Here is a 19,042-nt window from a genome sequence, read left to right as displayed (position 1 = left end):
TTAATAATTGATATATTTAAAGCGTCCCTTAATAAAATTTGGGCGTTTCTTATGAGAATAAACACGACGACTCTTAACACTTGAACTCAAATACTGATCTAAGTAGAAATTTTCTTCTGAAGATAACTCTCCCTTAGGTGTGTAGTAAGTTAAATAGCGATAGTCGACAAAATAAGCACCTTCAAAATTAACACTGGCTTCTTTAAGCTTAGCTTTTAATTCAGTGTCTTTAAGACATAGAGAAACAAAGACAGGCCTTCCTTCTAGCATTGACTTAGAAGACATAAGTTTCTTAAGTTGGGCCATATTATCGCGGTAACTATCAAACCAAATGACATTAACTCGCGAAAACTTTGGCTGCTTTAGATAACCACCAGTTGCCGTAACAAAGTCGTTAGCACTAAAGAAGATTTGCTCAACTTCTTTAAGAGTTGGACTCCTCTCCATATTTTGGGCACGTTCTGAATATAAGCGGTTAAAAGCAAATTGAATTTGAGAAGCACTTTGATGATCAATTGAAAAGCTATCCATAAGGTTTAAAATATTTAAGTACCTCATGTCACTTGTGCGTTTACACTGCCCTTCCCCTGAATAATTTCTCCATTCCGGAAGAATTGGAAGCATATAAACAGCAGCACCTGAATCACGGTAGTATTCATCTGTTTGTACTCTTTTGTACTCACGATCAACGGCCGTCGTACAAGAAAGAAGTGCTAATATGAATACGATATAAATTAGTTTCAATATAAAACCTAGTTTTCAATTATTGCTTAGAAAAATATTTTAACATATTTTCTTTAATTTCTTCTAACGCCATCTCATGAAGAGGATAGAATCCCTCTTCATCACTCGCTAGACCCTTTACTTTACTAGACTCTACACTCACGCCTTGGTCGACACAAATGCGATCACAGGCAAGAGTTTTAAGCTGTTCAGCACCACCAAGCAAATCACTTCCTTCGATGGTAACAAATAAACCTTTGCGGTCTAAAAGCTTATCAACAGAAGAAACAACGGCGCTATTATAAATCATAAGCCTTGGTTTTGGCTCAGCAGGCGTTGGAGTCTTGGCCTTAATATGTGGCTCAAGAGCTCTCCACTGCATAATCTTTTCTTCGAACTCTCTTTTCTCATCGTCAAATTGCTGGCGATCCTTTGCTAAAAGGTCACTAAATTGAGAAATTTCATCTTTATATTCTTTAACTTGTGCTGAAGTTAGATTTCCAAATGGAACTTCTTCAGAAGTGATAATCTGTAGAGTCTTTGTTAGATCTTTAAGATAGTCATCTTTTATTAAGCTTAGAAGCTTAAGATTCTCAACTCCAGTACCTACTAAGCATAGGTTTCTAGCTGCTTTAATATCTGAAAGAGAAGACTCGTGCTCACTGTGGTAAGTGATTCTTTCATCATCAGCGAGAGCGAGTTCATTTAAAGCATGAACTTGAGCGGCGCCCATTGGGTTTGCCATAGTTAACTCATTTGAATAGCAAATGAAGTCAAAGTCCTCAAAAGACTCGATTGAATTCTTTAGAGAATCAAGAACATCCTTACCAAGTTTTTCAAAAATTTCTGGATTCTCTAATTTTTGGCGCTCAATTTCAGGTGTTGCATCGACTTTAAACACAACACGGAAAGTATCGGCCACGCGAGAACGACTTTCTAAAACTGAAGATGGTGCAAGAAAGCGTTTATGAACGCGAATCACCTCCACATTACGATGGGCAACTTCTCGAAAACCTTCAAGAGATTCACTTGGAATTTGACCAATAATTTTAACGTGGACACCTAAGTCTTCAAAAAAACGATAAGCGGCAAGGGCCTGCTTATCACTACCTAAAATCGCGATTTTCATGGCCCGATCTTATAAGCTTAAAGGCTTAATGACAATTAGATACCATTAAATAAAAAGAGATTTCATCTCTCCATTATCCACTACTGAGTACTCAGAGAATGCATAAATGAAGTTGATAAATTGCTCCATGGCCTTAAATGAGTGCATCGACTTGTCGAATTCACAACCATATTGCATATAAGTGACACCGTCCGCACCTTGAGTTAGTGCGCTGTGACGAATATTAACGATAACGGGGATATATGATCCTTTCGTGAAGTAGAATTTAAGCTTTAGCTCATCACCTTCCTTAAGCTTTGCATCTGTCTTATCTGTCCATGGTACATTGAACGAAAGTCCATCATGAGAGATATCAACCATATTGATTGCATAAGAATAACCATCTGACTCAATTACCGAGTAAGCTCCCATAAAGTTATTAAAGCAAATACGCTCAAAGCTTCTACGCTTCTTCTCGATATTCTCTTCTCTCTTAGCTTGGAAGTTAATTACTTTGTTATCAGACATTATTACCCCTTATTACAGATATTTTAGCTGTCTGACTTATCGTCAAAAGAGCATAAATCATGAGGTAAATAAGAGATAAATCTTGCGCTAGGCAAGAAGGTCCAATTGTTAAGACCTTAGTAAAATCATAGACTTAACGGTATTTCTTCTTTTTCTGCCAAAATGGCGTCGAAGAAATTTCGGAATGAAATAGTTGGTAGCTATCAAGCCTAGAGTGAACCATAAGTCCTTCTTCAGTTTCTGGATCATATTCCTCAGAATAGAAGGCACAACCTCGATTTTCGGGCTCGTGGTTACAATTTGAGAACTGACAGTGGCGAGCGATCTCTTCAAGATCAGGAAAAAGCTCCATCAGATCATCTGGATCGATATCGTCGAGAGAGAAAGAGCGAATCCCTGGAGAATCAATAAGATAGAAGTCACCAAGATCGACAATTTCTGACCAAGTTGTCGTGTGTGAACCCTTACCGACCTTTCCAACTTGCTTCGTCTTAAGCTCCACTTCTCCTTCTGAGAGACAGGAAATCGTTTGTGACTTTCCTACCCCAGACTGGCCAACAAAGAGAGCAGTCTTGCCTTTAAGGGCATCTCTGAATTCATTCATTCCACCCTTTAGGTATTGGGTCTCATAATCCTTATCTAGAGCGCAAATTTCAAAATACTTAACACCTAATTCTTTAAGACGTAGAACTTCGTATTGAATATCAAACTCATCAGGATCATATTGATCCATTTTATTGAAGACTACGATTGGCTCCACTCCCCACTGGAAAGCACGGACGAGAAATCGATCGATAATACCACGCTTAAACTTTGGTCTTGCAGCACTTGATAGGATCACAAGGTAGTCACAATTAGCGGCCGTAACCTTGCGTTTTGAAGTTCTCACTAGAATTCGAAAGATTTCATTTTTACGAGGCATGGCCTCTTTAATAATAAACTCTCCTGTTTCAGCTATCGTATCTAAATAAACATTATCGCCAACAACGAGGGTTTCTCCCTTCTTGAGAAGGTTACCAAGCGCCGTCGCCTTGACTACTTCTTTAGTTTCGTCGATGAGGCAATCGAAGTCGCGCTGGTGCGAGCGAATAATTTTAGCTTTTAGTACGTTATCTGACATAGAATTCCACTGTGTAAACTTTCTATAAACTTTACCATCTCTTCAACATTTTTACATCTTATATTGACAAATCTGGCATGTGCCATTATTTTAACTGAACACAAAGTCCAAGTACGCACTCGTAGCTCAGCTGGATAGAGCATCCGCCTTCTAAGCGGACGGTCTCAGGTTCGAATCCTGACGAGTGCGCCATTTTCTCAACGACTTTCTATGAATCAACAATCACTTAAATTTACAATTATCGTGGGCAGCTTCTGGATGCTTATCATGGGTATTATAAATCTTGTGTTTAAGCCATACGGAATTGATTACAATTCAGGCTGGGCCCCGACGTCTGCTTTCTTTATTGCTAGCGCCCTAGTATTTAATTACATCACAAGTTCAATAAAGATTTCTAAAGAGCATATTAGATCTTACTTAACTGTGAGCATCGCTTTCTTAGCAATGGCCGTTTCAATTAATTACTTATTTCCTATTTCAATGATTAAGAAATTTGAAATCATCAACTCAGAAATTCTCTTTCCACTTTTTAATTGGAATGTTTTTATTTCGAAGTCTGCTGATATTATCTTTCAACAGCTACTAATTAATATTTTAATTGAACACTATCTAAAATTTTATAATCGAAGAGATAGTGTGAAGTACTTTGGGATTTTCTTCGCTGTCATTCACTTGCCACTATTTTATATATTTGGGATGGATGCCCTTTATTTCATTTTACCTTCAATTGCAGGCGGGCTCCTCTTTGCCTATCTCATTTCTTATTTCTACCGTGGCTACCTTCTATCTCTTGGTTTTCACTTCACTTTTTATTTAGCTTTAGGTCTCTTTTTAAGATATTTAAATTAATTTAAATCTCTAAACCTCTAAATTTACTTAAATAAAACTTTGACAGTTAAAGGAATTTACATGAGCTGACGATAAGTATTTCATGAAACGAATCACTCTAGCGCTACTTTCAATTTCCTTCTTGGCCTCGTGCTCACCTAGCTATCATGTTGCTTATGATGTGGATACATGTGTGGAGGAAGTGGATAATCGCTATGCTGGAAAGAATCGTTCTCCAAGCTCAATTTACAAAATTGATGATGTCGTTATTAATCAAAAGAGCAAAGAGCCAGAAATAAAAGTAAGTTCGTGGTCCCATTCCCAATGGTTTTATGAAGGAAAGAAACCACACTACTTTTTCAAAGATACAAAATTATTTTCTTATCAAGAAGTTGATTGTCCTAAGAGATTCGGTGAAGAATATCGTAAGAAGAATCTTGGTATTGATAAGCGAATCAAAAAGATCGACCTCTAGTCTCCTTTATTCAATTCGCTTTAATAATCTATCGTAAGCTGTTTTCTTATAACGAACAGAGATTGCTTTCCAGATATCAACATTTGAATCCTCAATAATCTCACCTTCGCTATCTTCTTCCATTGCTGCAACCGCGTCTGCATTAGCTGCAAATTCAGAATTCTTATGAAGTGCATATTGATCAGCATCACTTTCACCAAAGTCAAACTTAAATCCACCATTATTAGCAGCACCGGCCGCATCAAGACCTTCTCCACCTTTAGCATCAACAGCTAGGCCATCTTGTAATTCCTCTTCATCTTCATTCTCATCAAAGCTTGAACCTTGGTTTGGTTGTGAAAGATATGGAAGAGCTGACATAAGACCACTTGAGCCACCTGCTCTCTTATTTAAGTTTCCAAACTTTCTACCAAATGAAGCTAGTAAATTTTTAGCAACAGGTTTTTTCTTATTTAACTTTTGCGCTCTTTCTAGCGTCTTCTTCATTACTGCATTTGCTTTCTTATTAAGAGCATTAGCAGATGATCCAAGAGCATCGAATGCCTCTTGTGTCGTTGGAGATACAGATGTCGTATCCTGAATACCATTAGCAGCATTAACAAGTGATCCCACTAAACTATCCGGCATCTTAAATCCAGCAGCATTTAGTTTATCTGTTCCACTAACAATATACTTCTTAGCATTTGGACACGCTTTAGAGCCATTATTTGTGGCAATTTTAGGAAGACCTCCAATACACTCAAACTTCTCACCAATTTGTTGAGGCGTATAAGCACTTAACATTGTCGTCTTCTTTTGAAGTGTCTTCGCTTGTGCACTTGTTACAGAATCAGCAGATCTAAATTTTGCTAAGATTGAATCAATCTTATCAATATTTTTTTGAATGGCATCTGCTTCCTGATCCATCGCTTTCGATGAAGCTAAAGACGTCCCACTCATGGCAAGCCATAGTGTTCCTCTTTTAATACTTGAAAGCATGAATGTATCCATTGCTGTTCCTACTGGTAATTTATAAGCAGCAATTAATCCACCAAGTGCCCCAATAAGGTTTCCATAACCAGCATGAGCTTTATTAATAAGTAGTGTAAGAATCGACGCATAGAAACCAGCTTTTGCACTCGGTTTTGCATCTGCTGCTGTTTCAATCCCCTTAGATTGACCTGAGTTTTTCACTGTTTCTTTCGTATGCATTAAACATGCAGACTCAAGAGTAGCCTTTGTCCCAACGAGTGCTCCATTAGCTGCTTGAATCGTAGCATAGGCAGCATTTAACTTAACAAGAAGTGCTGCTGCAGCTGCGGCACCAGGTCCTGTTGCGGCGGCTGCTTTAGTTGTAGCCTTAATCTTTGCTTCACACTCTTTTATTTGAGTAGCCGCGTAAGTATCACCACCTAGGGTACATGTTTGTTTACTTGATTCTTTCGTCGTAATCAGCTCCGTTAAGAGAGTATATTGAGTAGCCGACTCTCCAGGTTGTAGTTTTAAGGCTTCAATATTTTCAGTTGTAACAGCAGTAGCTTCACATGCCACCATTGGAGCTTTTGCGCCTGCTGCAGTTGTATTAAAACATGCGGCTGCACCACCTTCTAAGGCCATAATAGTTTTCGCTCTTGCATTAACAGCTGCAGCACATGCTTGAGCCTGAATTTGCTCACCATTACCTTGAACAAATGCGATTCCTGAAGCTACAGCAAATGCAGCGGCTGCGGCTTTTTGATATTTTGACTTATTCTCGGCCGTTCCCTTGATTTCCTCTAGTGCTGCTTTCTCTTCTTCAAGCATTTGCTTTTGAGAAACGTCAATTTGTCCATCTTCATCAAGACCTTCATATTCAATTCGATCCTTTCGATCTTTAAGTGACTCATTTTGCTTAAACGCACTCATGACTTCATTTAATAAGAGAATACCTGCGCCAAGAGCTGCAGCATAAACGTCATAAGGCTTACTTGGTTTAAAGAAAAGCCAGATCTTTGCGACTAAGAATGCAATTGTTAACAAAATGAGAGGTGCAAAAAGTTGATTACTAAAGATTCCAAGTAATCCCCCACTTGCTTTTTCTTTTGTATAAGTCCCACTATTTTGCTGACGCTTACGGGCCATACTATCACTATCAGACTCCTGAGCATTCTTTAACTTGAATGAACCGTCCCCCGACATTGAACGATCTTCTTTTGGAAGTGTACTTTGGGCCATCGCTTGTTGGCCTGTGATATTAAAGCGCGCCTGCTCGATATTGATGGCAATATTAAGATTGATCATCGTAAAGATGATGGTCGCTGTTAATAATTTATTGAGTACGTTTAAGCTTCTCATAAGAATCCCTCTTTAATAATTTATATTTTATTATAGGGCCTTAAGAGTTCCTAAAAAAGCCGGAACTTAAGTGCATTCTCTTTAATATCAGTCACTTAGATATATTAATAGATGCCAAAAAAATGGGTTATTTGAGAATAAATGAGCGGTTTTTCTTCTCTCTGACAAGTGCGACTCTCTGCTTATCCATTTTACGTCCACGATACGTTGGAACATTAGGATCAGAGGCGATATCGATCTGCTTTTGAACCATGGCCTTGAAAGCATCAATCATCGAATCTTCATTGCCATCGAGGTCCTCGACACCATATTTTCCAAGCTCTTTGATTAAGACATGAACTGACTCAACAGTTGAAAGGGCCTGCTTATGAGGTTGATGCTTAATGAGAAATGCTGATTCCTTGTCTGACGAAAAAGATATACGAGGAAGCTGATTAATATTTGTTGAAAGCTTCATCATCTTCTTAGCACATGGCCAAGTTCCATCAATTACAAAGATAAGAGGAATCTTATTCTTTAATAGCTCAACTTCTTCACTTGAAGGAGCTGAGATATTGAGTGCGTCCTCACCAGGGTATAGAACCATTGGGTAATATCTAGAATCATTTAAAAGATCATTTACCTTCTTATCATTAGTAAAATCAATCCCCATGATTAATTCACTATTTGCTAATCCAGTATGAGTAATTCGACCTGTCCCAAGCTTCTCTTTCTTCGCTTCCATTGGGTGAATTAAAATCACAATTTTAGAACGAATTTGAGAAGTTTTAATCAGGTCACATACACAAAGAGTTTTGGGCCTAGAGCAGCCCATACACTTTATGCGATATGAATTTGTATCTTTTAAATCTTTAAGCATAATTTAGAATAACTGATCCCACTCTTCTTGAGAGAAACCTCTAAGAGTCTTCTTCCCTTTTTCAAGAATAGGTCTTTTGATTGCAGATGAGTTTTCAATTAAAAGAGAGATTTGTTTTGCTTTTGTCGCACCTTCAAATTCTTCTTTAATCTTTCTAAAAGTTGGACCGCGCTTATTTGCAGGAAGTTCACCAAAGGCCTCATCCCATCTCTTTAGATCATCTTTTGTTGGTGGTGTTTTCTTATAATCAATGAACTCATAAGTTGCACCTTTCGCTTCAAGGTACTTAAGAGCTTTCTTTACAGTATCACAGTTTTTAATTCCGTAAATTTTCATGATAAATCCTTTTTTAGAATAACAACTTGGCGACTTAAGATCTCTAAGCTCGCCCCTAGTTCTTTAGCAATATAGCCAAAGACAGCTTCGTTGTAAAAACCTACATGTGTCTCGTCACGAAGATACCACCAATTAGAGAACTTCTCTTTTTCTTCCGGTGTAAAATATGTCATCACACCTAAATGTCCACCTGGTTTCACAAGATCCCAACATTTTTTGATATCTTTTGCTGGCTCGTAAAAATGTTCCCAAACTTCTGTTGAAGTAACAAAGTCGTACTGTTTTTCTAATAACTCTGGTTTATTGGCATAATAGATATCGTAATCTTCAACATGATGACCACGTTTTTTCATCTCTTTTGAAATTGTAGGCCCTGGGCCACAGCCAAAATCTAGGCCATAACTATTTTCAGATAGTCTTTCACTTAAGGGTAGAATAAGGCGATTTAAAAAATCAACATAACCCTGATCTTCACTATTATTTTCATGAGTATCATAGCGTGACTTCTCCACAACACTATCCAGTAGTTTAGTACGATCCTTAAAAATATAAGAGCAATTCTTACATTCAAAATAATCGCTACCTAGTGTATTGGCATACAAATGAATTGAGTTACTATGACATAATGGACAGTGCATGAAGTATTTTTATTACATCACACTACTATTGAAAAGCTCTTTTAGCCTTTTAAAGCTATTCTTTTTGAAGTTCTTCTTCATTGATTTAGATAATTTTTGTTCCCCTAATTTGTTTAGAGACTCAACGAGCATTAAAGGTAATGTTCCACCTTTAGAGCTTAAATTAAAGGCGGCCATTGTTACAAAGTCGGCCTTACTCGTTTTTAATATTCTAATCGTCTTATACTCACCATTTGACGTATCACAATGTCTGGCATCACTTATGACATAATTTGAACGACAAACACTTGGGCGATCAGAGTAGATACGACATGCACCCTTATCATCTAGGAAGACACAGCCTCTTTGTTTATAAGGAATTGCAAACCATGCAACAGAGTCATTTCCAGCAGTAAATTGTTTTGCCAGTGAATCGATATCAATCCTGATTCCATCTTCTAAGATACGAGTGGCCAAAAGCTCCGCCTCATCTTGGTTTACCGAAACCTGAGTATGACAGCAAGCCGAACAGCCTTTACGACAAGAAATCATGGACTCTGCAGTGGGGTCAGATTTGGCTTCATTAGTAAAATGATCAACAAGTTCATGAGTCAGCTGGGCCCTCTCAACAGAGTTTAACCTTTTCTGTAGTCGACTAAAGACTGTAAGATAGAACTCTCTAAACTCATTTAATTGTGAGTACTTTTTAAAAGTTTGAAGTGCTCTTTGTGGATAATTCAGCTCGACCTCCTGACAGAGCCTACTCTCACTTATCATTATAACTTACTTTGTCACTAGGACTTAGCGATAGGCAACAATGTTCATTTATAAAGTGAATATATTCGGCCATAAAAGTGTTTGGCACATAAACCAAATTGTAGTAAATTTCAAACAAGCGTTTGAATCAAACAATTGTTTGAATACATAAGGGAGTAATATAGTTATGAACAAGTACTTACGCCACGGACTTAAATTCTCTGTCCTCATGGTACTAATTACTGGCACATCGTATAGTTGGGCCAATTCCCTTCCCGTTATGCTCAATGAAGATAAACTCATTCAATGGGCCGAGGAAGAAAACTTTAACCAATTAAGAATCTCTTTAGAGGAACTTGCTAAGAAGCAAGAGAGAGCAAAGTATGATGAAAACTTTGGTTTTAAATTAGATACTCAAGCTAATTACCAAGAAACGAAAGAAAAATCTTTTGCTCAGTTTATTCCAGTAACCTCACCTCTAACAGACTTTCAAATGAAGCTAAGTAAGAATTCAAAGTACGGACTTTCTTACGGAGTCATGGTTAACACAAACCAATACTCTAATAACTTCGTAAAAGATGGAACAACTTCTTCAGCAGGGGCTTTTCTAGCTCTAGATATCTACAAGGATTTTCTAGGTTCGACTTCAAGAGCTCAAGATGCAAGCCTTATGGTGCAAGAAGAAATTGCCAAGAGACAAAGAACGATTTCTTCTCATGCCTTTGTTCAAGAAGTAAGAAAGCTATATTGGAAGATCGTTGCTAATAATGAGTCGACTAAGATTGCCAAGGCCCTTTTAAAAACAACGAAAGAGCTAGAAAAAGATACAAGAAAGCGTTACCGCAGCAATATTGCAGACAAGGGCGATCTTTCACGTATTAGCTCTCAAGTAGAGGCAAGAAATGGACAACTCTATCTTTTAGAATTTGAAAGAAATGAGCTTTTAAAAACTTTAAAGTCTCTGTTCCCTCAAAAGCTTGGTGGAAAAACCGTTCAACTAGCAGCATATAATCTCGATCGTACAGTTGAAGATGTTATGGGATGTACACAAACAATTGCACAGCATTCATCATCACTACCACTTGAGTACACAGAATATGATGAAGTATTGGGCCTTCTTCAAAAAGACCTAGAACTTACTCAAAAAGTTAATAATAACTATGATAAGTCAGATCTAAAACTAACAACTCAATTTGAAGTTGTTGGAAAAGAATATAGCTATTCAAATAGCTTTCAAGAGTTGACTGACAATGGAGATAATCGCTTCTCAGTTGGTATCCAATGGACAATGCCAATTGGTGGGGAAAAAGATAAGACAAGAGAGATTCAAGACAAAATCATCAAACGTCAAAATCTTGCCCAAGCACAAGAAGTTAAAGGAAAGCTTGACGCTTTTCATGCCCAAACTCTTAGATCGGTACTAACACTACAAAATGTTATTAGAGCACAAAAAAGAAACGAAGTTCATTTAAGAGATACTTTGAAAGACTCAAAGAGAAAATTTAAACAAGCACGTGTTACATCACAAGATTTACTTATTGATGAGAACCAGCTTCTTAACTCAAACCTCGATGAAATCAGTACAAAGTATCAAGTTATAGAAACTATTATTAATTACTTCACAGTTTTTAACCAAACTCCGTGTAAGTTAAATAGAAGAGCGAAACTATGAATCAATTATCGAAATTCTTTATAGAGAATCATAAGTTTACAATTGTTGTAACGTTTTTCCTTTTAATCTATGGATTAATGGGACTTAATAAAATGACCTCTGAGTCATACCCTACCGTTTCATTTGCAACAGCTGTTGTAACGACAGTTTATGATGGTGCTTCTGCAAATGATATCGAAATCAAAATCACAAAACCAATTGAAGATGAAATCAGAACTGTTTCAGGTGTAAAGGACGTTAAGTCAACTTCACAAGCAGGGCTTTCAAAAATTATCATTCGTGTCGATATGGATAATGTCGACAGTGTTGATGATGTTATGAGTGACCTTCAAAAAGCAGTTGACCGAGTATCAGATCTTCCACAAGACCTTCAAGATGCTCCCCTTTTTCAAGAGATTAACTCAGATGAAATTCCAGTCTATCAAATTGCACTCGTTGGCCCTAATACCGTTCGCGAAAGAGATGAGGTTGCAGATATCCTAAAAGAAGATATTGAAGACATTAAGGCCGTAAAAGGTGTATCTCTTGATGGCTTCGCTAAGAGAAAATTTGAGATTATTCTTGATCTACAAAAACTTGAAAGACAGCATATTGGTATTGACGAGGTATTAAATAAGCTACGTCTTAGAAACGTAAACGTTCCTGGCGGTACTTTAAAAACAGTTGATGATCAAAAGCTTGTTCGTATTGAAGCGAAAGTTAGAGATGTTCAAGAACTTAAAAATATTCTAATCCGTTCAAACTTTTCAGGTGCTAATATTTTCCTCGAAGATGTTGCTCAAGTAATTGATGGGAAGGAAGAGAAGAAAGTAATCACATCATACAATGGTGAAGAAGCAACACTTATTACGATCTCGAAAAAATCAGGTGAAGATACTATTGCCATGGTTGAAGAGATTAAAGCTCATATGGAAAAGTTTGAAAAACGATATCCTGAGTATAAATTCTACGTCTATAATAACGAAGAACTTAAAGTTGTTAATAAACTTGAAGTACTAGCTTCAAACGCTGTTTCAGGACTACTTCTTGTTATTTTCTTCTTATTCATCTTCCTTCCGGGACGCATTGGACTTCTTGCTAGTATGTCACTACCGCTTGCAGTATTTGGAACACTTGGTTTCATGCCAGACTACGGTCTTACATTAAACGCCATGACTGTACTAGCTCTAGTAATTGCACTAGGAATGCTTGTTGATAATAGTGTTGTTATCAGTGAGAACTTTACACGTCTAATGAATGAAGAAGGATATAGTGCTAAAGAAGCTGCCCTTTCGAGTGTTAAATCTCTTTGGCTTCCAATTACAGGTACGGCAATGACAACAATTGCTGCCTTTATTCCAATGCTTGTAACAAAAGGAATTATGGGGCAATTCATCATGGCCATTCCTATTATTGTAACAATGTCTCTTATTCTTTCTCTAGTTGAATCATTCTTCTTATTACCAATGAGACTTGCAAAGTACTCAGGTTCCGCTAAGAAAACTGGAGCAGAAAAGAAAGCCGATTGGTTTACAAAATTTCAAACGAAATTTGAATCTCTTATGAAAGTTGCGATTAAACATCGTTATATTTCAGCATTTTTCTTCACTGGTATTATCATTGGTTCTCTTGTTTTCATGGCCGTTGGTAATAAGTTTATTCTCTTCCCTGCAGATCAAACAGAAATTTACCTTTCTCGTTTTGAAGCAAAAAGAGGAACACCAGTTGAGAAGACTGAAGAGTACATGCTTGAAGTTAGTCGCAAGATCAAAGAAAAGATTGGTGACCAAGCTAAGCATATCGTAGGTTTTGCCGGAAAAGCCGCTATCGGTTTTTCTGATCCAAAAGATAAAGAAGGTAATAACGTCGGGCTTCTATTCATTTACGTAAATGATTACGCTAAATACAATATTGCTGAAACACAAATGCTTAAAAAGCTACGTGAAATTAAAATCCCAGAGCTGGAGTCATTAACATTTGAATCTCAAGTTAACGGACCACCTGTAGGTGAAGATATTCAAGGAACATTTAGGGCCAATAGCTTTGAACAACTTGATGCAATCATCGCAGAAATCTCAGGTGAACTAGGAAAAATTGACGGTATTCTAGACCTTAAAACAGATGATGTTTACGGAGATGAAGAAGTTTACGTTGATATCGACTACGTTCGTGCTGATCAATTAGGTGTTTCAGCTTCACAAATTGGTACGGCAATTAGAGCTGCAATTGCGGGAAGTATCGCAAGTACAGTTACTCTTGATAATAAAGATGTCGACCTAGAAGTTCGTTTCAAAAAAGCACTAAGAGGAAAACCAACAGATATCCTTAATATTCAAGTTATGGATAATCGCGGTAACCTTATTCCACTTAAGTCACTTGCCAAGATTCGTAAAGAAAATGGAACGCCAAATGTTAAGCGCTATGATTTCAAGCGTTCTAAGACTTTAATTGGATCTGTTGACAATATTAACGCTACTTCGGCCATGGCCAACATAAAGCTTAAGCAAATTTTTGATAAGGTATCTTCAAAGTATCCAGGAGTTTCACTACGCTTTGGTGGAGCAGCAGAAAGTACGAAAGAGTCCCTTGAATCATTAGCTCAAGCCGGTGTGCTTGCAGTTATTGCAATCTTTGCGATTCTAGTCTTCCTATTTAAGAGTTTTCTACGCCCAATGATCATCATGATGACAATTCCTCTCGGGTTCATCGGTTTCTCAATTGCCTTTGCAACACCGATTCTTAGTGGATATCCTGATCGTTCACGTCCAATCAGCTTCCTTGCCTTAATTGGGATCATTGGCCTTGCTGGTATTATTGTTAACTCAGGGATTGTTCTTATCAGCTTCATTGATGAGCTTAGAGCAGAAGGAAAATTAAGCTTAAATGAAATTCTTGTAAAAGCTTCAGGGCTACGTTTAAGAGCGGTTCTTGTAACTTCTTTAACAACTGTATCAGGACTTCTACCAACGGCATATGGTATTGGCGGTTCAGATGCAATGCTTGTACCTATGACAATGTCGATGGCATGGGGTCTTACATCAGGAACAATTATGACTCTAATATTCATCCCTTGTGCGTATGCAATCATTGAAGACTTTGTGGAATTTACAGATAAAATTTCAAATAAGATTTTCAAAAGAGGAAATACTGCCCAATCGAGTAATGAAGAGTCATCTGCTGAAATTGTTGATACACAAGAGGTAGAAGCATAATGAGCAAGACAACAAGAGATATAATTTTAGCAACTGCGAGTCGGCTTTTTGCCGACCGTGGTTACGATAATACTTCGATCCGTGACATCGCTAAAGAAGCAGATGCTAACGTTTCGGCCATAAACTACCACTTTAAGTCAAAGGCCGGGCTTTATGCAGAAGTTCTAAATCAAAATACACATCGTATGTCAGAAGTAATGGCAAAGATCAGTGAAACAACAGATAAGACTGAAGATCTTGCAGAAGAGGTATATAAGTACTTTATGGATGAAAGTAGTACCTTCTTAAACTCTGTAAAAATGTTCTTTATGAATAATCTTCCTTTAGACAAAGAGCTAATGCCTAAAGCATGTCTAGAGGATGCAAAGGGTCCTCCGGGAGTCTTGATTTTAATGGAAACAATTAGAAAAGAAGTTAGTTTTACTAATGAAGATGAAACTCTACTGCTTTGGGCAGCAAGAAACATTCTTCACAATATCACAATGATTGCCCTCGTTTCTCAATCAACACTGATTAAGATGAAAAATGATGAGCTCATTCAGTTCACAGAAGCGGAAAAAATTGAGTCTATCAAAAGAAATGTCCGCGCCACATTAAATTTTATTAGATAAATCCGATCAGACACATAGAAGGAATTTTTTCTATGTGTCGATTATTTGGATTTAGATCAGTTATATTAAGTCAAGTTCACCAAAGCCTTGTTCAAGCAGATAATGCTCTTGAAGTACAAAGCCGAGAGCACCCGCATGGTTGGGGTGTTGCCTATTATGTTAGGAACTCTCCTCACATCATTAAATCTACTTGTGCTGCTCTCGAAGATAAGATTTTCAAAAAAGTGTCAGGTGTTGTGTCATCACAAACTGTCCTCGGGCATATCCGTAAAGCGACAGTTGGAGAAACAAATATCCTGAACACTCATCCATTTCAATATGGCCATTGGACCTTTGCACACAATGGAAATATTAAAAATTTTGATAAATGTCGCGAAAAAATCCTTGAGCATATTCCAGAATATTTTCAGAAATTTATATTAGGAACAACAGACAGTGAAGTTCTCTTCTACTTTCTTCTTTCTAAGATCTCAAAAGAGATTAATCTAAGTGAAGAAGAGATTGATATCGAATTTGTCACAAATATTATCAACAGTGCCATCAAAGAGCTAATTAATATCATTGGAGATCTTAATTTTGATCCTAAAGCACCACCAACAGATAATTTTATTTCATTTATCCTAACAAATGGAAACCTAATGCTTGCCTTCAATGGCGGTAAAAAACTTTTCTATTCGACTTATAAGAATAAATGTCTCGATCGTGATACTTGCAGTAGCTTCTCTCCTGAGTGTGAGGCACCTACGCAGACGGGTTATGTTAATCACCTTATCTTTTCAAGTGAGCCACTATCAGGAGACAATATCTGGATTGATCTTAAACCAATGGAGATCATGGGGGTTGATTTTAAGATGAGACTATTTAATAAAAATCTTAAATAGCTCGATAAAACTTCCCTGAGTTTAAGTACTCATGGTAATCATCCATTTTATAGACTTTCATTTTGCAAATTGAATAATCGTAAATTACCGATTGAAGTATTTGAGGATTTAATCGAGATGAAGCGAAGGCTTCCCACAGTGCCTTATATTCATTCCCATCGATCGTTTCGTCAGCAAAAAGGATATGACAAATGGCCAAGTATTTTAGCTTTGAGTCCTCTTTCTTTATCCCTTTAAAAACTCTTTCTATATAACTCTTATTTAAAAATCCATTTATTTTTTCAAGATCATATCGATCGTTTAGAACGAGATTGATGATAAGAAGAATCTCTTCCTCAACAACCTTTCCTGATAAGATCTCATCGATACCTTCAACGATTTCTTTTTTTCGACCAGATTTAATATAATCGGCAAACGTTGTTAACCTATTCTCATCGAGTCTCAAGAAGTGTTTAGCAAATGTTAGGAATAACATATTGGCCATATCATAAAGAGGTTTTTGATCATGCCATACTTTACGAATGAATGAACGATTCTTCTTAAAGACAGAAGGTACCTGAATTAAGACACTAAATAGCCAAAAGACTTGTTCAATATTATTAACAATAAAATTCTCGTCGTAGTGCTCAAGGAACCACTTCTCTTCTTTGTCTGTTAACTCGTGATCTGCAAGTAAAACAATGAGAGAGATAAATGGCGAAACAACTTCCCAGCTATCATCATGAAACTCGCCTAGGTGCATCTTCTTTACAACTGATTTTACGGCAGCAATTTCTTTCTTATTGACCTCACCATCAGATTTTACAGCTTCGACAACCTCACTTCTCATTTTCAGGATCTCTTCCTTTGAGTAAGCATTAACGGCCAAGACATTTTTTATATCAAATGAATGGATTGGAACTTTCGGCATATGTCCACTAATGTGGCGTAAGATTTTTCTTAAGCTTTCAAACTCAGCTTGATCGAGAATGCCATCATTTGAATATGAGATCATTAATGAAAATAACAACGCATTAGAGTAATCTCTTAGTCCCGCCTGATTAAAATATTGAGTGCGATAAAAACTATCTCTAATATATTCAAGATCAGATTCTTCGATCTCTAGATGTTCATAGGCCTCACGTAAGATATGAGGAGCCTTTTTATTTCTTATCTTAGTACTAAAGATATCAAATAGACGAAAGAAGACCTGCTTCTTTTCTTCATAGCTGAACTTTGCATTCATATATTTGAATGAGCTCTTCCAACGATTAAAAAATGATTGATCATTATCGATATCGCTAATTAGTTTTTCTACTTGATTATATGAACTAAAAGACCATGAGTAGAAATAAGCAAAGAAGTTCTTACGAAGTACCTTATCAATATGTAAGTCTTCACATATTTCATGGCACATCAATAAAATGACATCTTCTTTAATCAACGCTTACCTCTTTTCTTTCCGTTGAAAATCTTTATCTTCGGAACATACGTATAACATGCCCCTAAATAAAAGGAACATATAATATAATAAACCCAAATCATCGCCACGAGTAGGTTATAAAAACTTCCGTAATCACTAACTAAATCATCTTTAAAATACTTAAGATAAACCCAATAAGTCGACTTCCCAATAAAGAAGCACATAACGAAGACACATGCTCCACAAAGAGCATCCTTATAGCTAACCTTTATTTGAGCTGATACCTTATAAACAAGAGCAAAGGTTGTGATAGTAAAAGGTAGTAAAAGTAATTCGATAAGGTAATAGAGTTCATTAGAATGAGTCGTTAGATTTGATAATAGGCCAACAATGACGTTCTTTTCCATAAGAAAAGAAACAATGAGGAAGAACAGAGCAAGAACGACTCCAAAAATAGCAGATCTAAGGTCATCTTGAATCATCCCACCATCGATATCAACTTTTGAAAGAGTATTAATTCCAAAAATAAATGAAGTACTAATCCCAAGACATGCAAAGAACCAAAGTCCTAGTTGGTGCCAATCGACGAATGAGCCCTTTACCTGCTCTTCAACTAAATGCTTAATTGCATTTAAAACAGACGTATCGATTTGTGGAAAATTTGAGAAAATCATTGAGATAATATGCTCTTTGGCCGTATCACTATCACCTAAGTAGGCACCAATAATAGAAATTAAGATCATGATGGCCGGGCCAAAACTTAAGATTGTAAAGAATGTTGTCGCCCCAGCTAGAACCTCTCCCTTTCTCTTCTTAAACAAGAAAATCGAAGCAATTAAGCGTAGTACGAATGTCTTACAAAATTCTAGAAAATCTTTTTCAATTTTGTCAGGATCGAGCCTAACGGCGTTCATATACTTTTTCATTTTCTATTCAGGCACGAATACCTGACTCCCTATCTCTACTTTTCATCGATTCCTATATATATTCATCGGTTATAAATCCCTGAATTTTAGTCTGTTCATTCTTTTTTTTAGCGCAATTTTAAGTACCTATGAAAACTAGCCGATATGTAAGATTAGCTGATGGTCAAAGATTACCATCTCAAACTGCCTTTAAAATGGTGGTAAAATAATAAGGTGGCCATCGCCACTTCTAGGATGGAGAAAATAATGAGTAAGTTAGTAATCGCAATTTCACTAATGTATTTATCGTCACAATTTTCTTTTGCAAGAAAACCAGCGGTAGAAGATACGTACACTTCATCAATTGATGAGTATAAAGAAGTTGAACCTTCAAAGGCCAAAGGGTACGACTTTTCTCCAACAAGAAAACCTTCAACTGCAAAGACTGAAAGAGTCCATAGTCCTGAGCTTTTAAAAGTAGAAAGCTATACAGAAAGTAATGCTTCTGAAAGTCTACTCTACCTTTTCTTTATTCTTCTTCCTATTGCTGTTAGTGCATATACTTTCTTTAGAGCAAACAAAGACTCATATGCAAATAGTTTAAAAAATGAAGAATCAACTGATCACTCGAATGTAGCTCACCTCTCAGATAAAAGAAGTTCAAAAGAATCTGATGAAGTTAAGAAAGCTTCATAAGAGTCATTTAAAAAAATCAGT

At 36.8% G+C, this 19,042-nt stretch carries 18 protein-coding genes and 1 tRNA gene; 8 read left to right on the top strand and 11 right to left on the bottom strand.

The genetic code is table 11. From position 1 onward, the window contains the following. The 4 genes from ACRXC1_RS02450 to rsgA form a co-directional block, all read right to left on the bottom strand. Positions 1-744, bottom strand: coding sequence for a hypothetical protein (locus tag ACRXC1_RS02450; RefSeq protein ID WP_433656225.1), 744 nt, complete (start codon positions 742-744; stop codon positions 1-3). A 19-nt stretch (positions 745-763) separates the two neighbouring features. Continuing rightward, positions 764-1,852, bottom strand: a complete 1,089-nt coding sequence (locus ACRXC1_RS02445) for a hypothetical protein (RefSeq protein ID WP_433656223.1) — start codon at positions 1,850-1,852, stop codon at positions 764-766. Positions 1,853-1,897: 45 nt separating this feature from the next. After that, positions 1,898-2,359 (bottom strand): PilZ domain-containing protein, encoded by a 462-nt coding sequence (locus ACRXC1_RS02440; RefSeq protein ID WP_021265844.1) that lies wholly within the window; start codon positions 2,357-2,359, stop codon positions 1,898-1,900. Positions 2,360-2,492: 133 nt separating this feature from the next. After that, a complete protein-coding gene (gene rsgA / locus ACRXC1_RS02435) occupies positions 2,493-3,479 on the bottom strand; it encodes a ribosome small subunit-dependent GTPase A (protein ID WP_433656221.1) in 987 nt (328 codons plus the stop codon). Between the two features lie 115 nt (positions 3,480-3,594). Between rsgA and ACRXC1_RS02430 the strand changes: the two genes are divergently transcribed. The 3 genes from ACRXC1_RS02430 to ACRXC1_RS02420 all read left to right on the top strand — a co-directional run bounded on the left by ACRXC1_RS02430 (position 3,595) and on the right by ACRXC1_RS02420 (position 4,782). Further along, positions 3,595-3,671, top strand: a tRNA-Arg gene (locus ACRXC1_RS02430). Between the two features lie 18 nt (positions 3,672-3,689). Beyond that, entirely contained in the window at positions 3,690-4,328 is a 639-nt protein-coding gene (locus ACRXC1_RS02425; RefSeq protein WP_433656219.1) for a hypothetical protein, read from the top strand. Positions 4,329-4,410: 82 nt separating this feature from the next. Next, on the top strand, positions 4,411-4,782 hold the full coding sequence (locus ACRXC1_RS02420; RefSeq protein ID WP_433656217.1) for a hypothetical protein: 372 nt from the start codon (positions 4,411-4,413) through the stop codon (positions 4,780-4,782). A gap of 6 nt (positions 4,783-4,788) precedes the next feature. Here the strand turns inward: ACRXC1_RS02420 and ACRXC1_RS02415 are convergent, their stop codons facing one another. The 5 genes from ACRXC1_RS02415 to ACRXC1_RS02395 form a co-directional block, all read right to left on the bottom strand. Then, positions 4,789-7,095 carry a hypothetical protein gene (locus tag ACRXC1_RS02415; RefSeq protein WP_392912091.1) on the bottom strand — a complete coding sequence of 769 codons (2,307 nt, stop codon included), beginning with the start codon at positions 7,093-7,095 and terminating at the stop codon, positions 4,789-4,791. A 127-nt stretch (positions 7,096-7,222) separates the two neighbouring features. After that, positions 7,223-7,954 (bottom strand): tRNA-uridine aminocarboxypropyltransferase, encoded by a 732-nt coding sequence (locus ACRXC1_RS02410; RefSeq protein ID WP_433656214.1) that lies wholly within the window; start codon positions 7,952-7,954, stop codon positions 7,223-7,225. A gap of 3 nt (positions 7,955-7,957) precedes the next feature. Then, positions 7,958-8,290 carry an arsenate reductase family protein gene (locus ACRXC1_RS02405; RefSeq protein ID WP_021265763.1) on the bottom strand — a complete coding sequence of 111 codons (333 nt, stop codon included), beginning with the start codon at positions 8,288-8,290 and terminating at the stop codon, positions 7,958-7,960. Then, on the bottom strand, positions 8,287-8,928 hold the full coding sequence (locus tag ACRXC1_RS02400) for a class I SAM-dependent methyltransferase (RefSeq protein WP_433656212.1): 642 nt from the start codon (positions 8,926-8,928) through the stop codon (positions 8,287-8,289). Before ACRXC1_RS02400 ends, ACRXC1_RS02405 begins: the two co-directional genes overlap by 4 nt. A 12-nt stretch (positions 8,929-8,940) precedes the next feature. Beyond that, positions 8,941-9,684, bottom strand: a complete 744-nt coding sequence (locus ACRXC1_RS02395) for a YkgJ family cysteine cluster protein (protein ID WP_433656210.1) — start codon at positions 9,682-9,684, stop codon at positions 8,941-8,943. A 166-nt stretch (positions 9,685-9,850) separates the two neighbouring features. Here ACRXC1_RS02395 and ACRXC1_RS02390 point away from each other — a divergent pair, with 166 nt between their 5' ends. From ACRXC1_RS02390 to ACRXC1_RS02375, 4 genes are read left to right on the top strand one after another with little or no spacing between them, the layout of a single operon-like run. Continuing rightward, complete coding sequence (locus tag ACRXC1_RS02390) at positions 9,851-11,335, top strand: TolC family protein (RefSeq protein ID WP_392912081.1); 1,485 nt, start codon at positions 9,851-9,853, stop codon at positions 11,333-11,335. Next, the gene (locus ACRXC1_RS02385) at positions 11,332-14,526 is read left to right on the top strand and encodes an efflux RND transporter permease subunit (protein WP_433656208.1); all 3,195 of its coding nucleotides are present in this window, start codon (positions 11,332-11,334) and stop codon (positions 14,524-14,526) included. The genes ACRXC1_RS02390 and ACRXC1_RS02385 overlap by 4 nt, the downstream gene beginning before the upstream one ends. Continuing rightward, a complete protein-coding gene (locus ACRXC1_RS02380; protein WP_433656206.1) occupies positions 14,526-15,137 on the top strand; it encodes a TetR/AcrR family transcriptional regulator in 612 nt (203 codons plus the stop codon). Before ACRXC1_RS02385 ends, ACRXC1_RS02380 begins: the two co-directional genes overlap by 1 nt. 32 nt (positions 15,138-15,169) lie before the next feature. Then, positions 15,170-16,018 carry a class II glutamine amidotransferase gene (locus tag ACRXC1_RS02375; protein WP_433656204.1) on the top strand — a complete coding sequence of 283 codons (849 nt, stop codon included), beginning with the start codon at positions 15,170-15,172 and terminating at the stop codon, positions 16,016-16,018. On the opposite strand, the gene ACRXC1_RS02370 is transcribed toward ACRXC1_RS02375, so the two are convergent. Together ACRXC1_RS02370 and ACRXC1_RS02365 are read right to left on the bottom strand one after the other, a co-directional pair. Further along, positions 16,011-17,441, bottom strand: a complete 1,431-nt coding sequence (locus tag ACRXC1_RS02370) for a hypothetical protein (RefSeq protein WP_433656202.1) — start codon at positions 17,439-17,441, stop codon at positions 16,011-16,013. The two genes, ACRXC1_RS02375 and ACRXC1_RS02370, sit on opposite strands and share 8 nt — an antisense overlap. Next, positions 17,438-18,346, bottom strand: coding sequence for a YihY/virulence factor BrkB family protein (locus ACRXC1_RS02365; RefSeq protein ID WP_433656200.1), 909 nt, complete (start codon positions 18,344-18,346; stop codon positions 17,438-17,440). Before ACRXC1_RS02365 ends, ACRXC1_RS02370 begins: the two co-directional genes overlap by 4 nt. Before the next feature lie 246 nt (positions 18,347-18,592). Between ACRXC1_RS02365 and ACRXC1_RS02360 the strand changes: the two genes are divergently transcribed. Beyond that, positions 18,593-19,021 (top strand): hypothetical protein, encoded by a 429-nt coding sequence (locus ACRXC1_RS02360; RefSeq protein ID WP_392912068.1) that lies wholly within the window; start codon positions 18,593-18,595, stop codon positions 19,019-19,021. Positions 19,022-19,042 lie beyond the last annotated feature (21 nt).

This window comes from Halobacteriovorax sp. GFR8 (assembly GCF_050955245.1).
Classification (GTDB): Bacteria; Bdellovibrionota; Bacteriovoracia; order Bacteriovoracales; family Bacteriovoracaceae; genus Halobacteriovorax_A.
The sequence above is the reverse complement of the archived record's forward strand: the minus strand, read 5'-3'. Positions and strand labels throughout refer to the sequence as shown.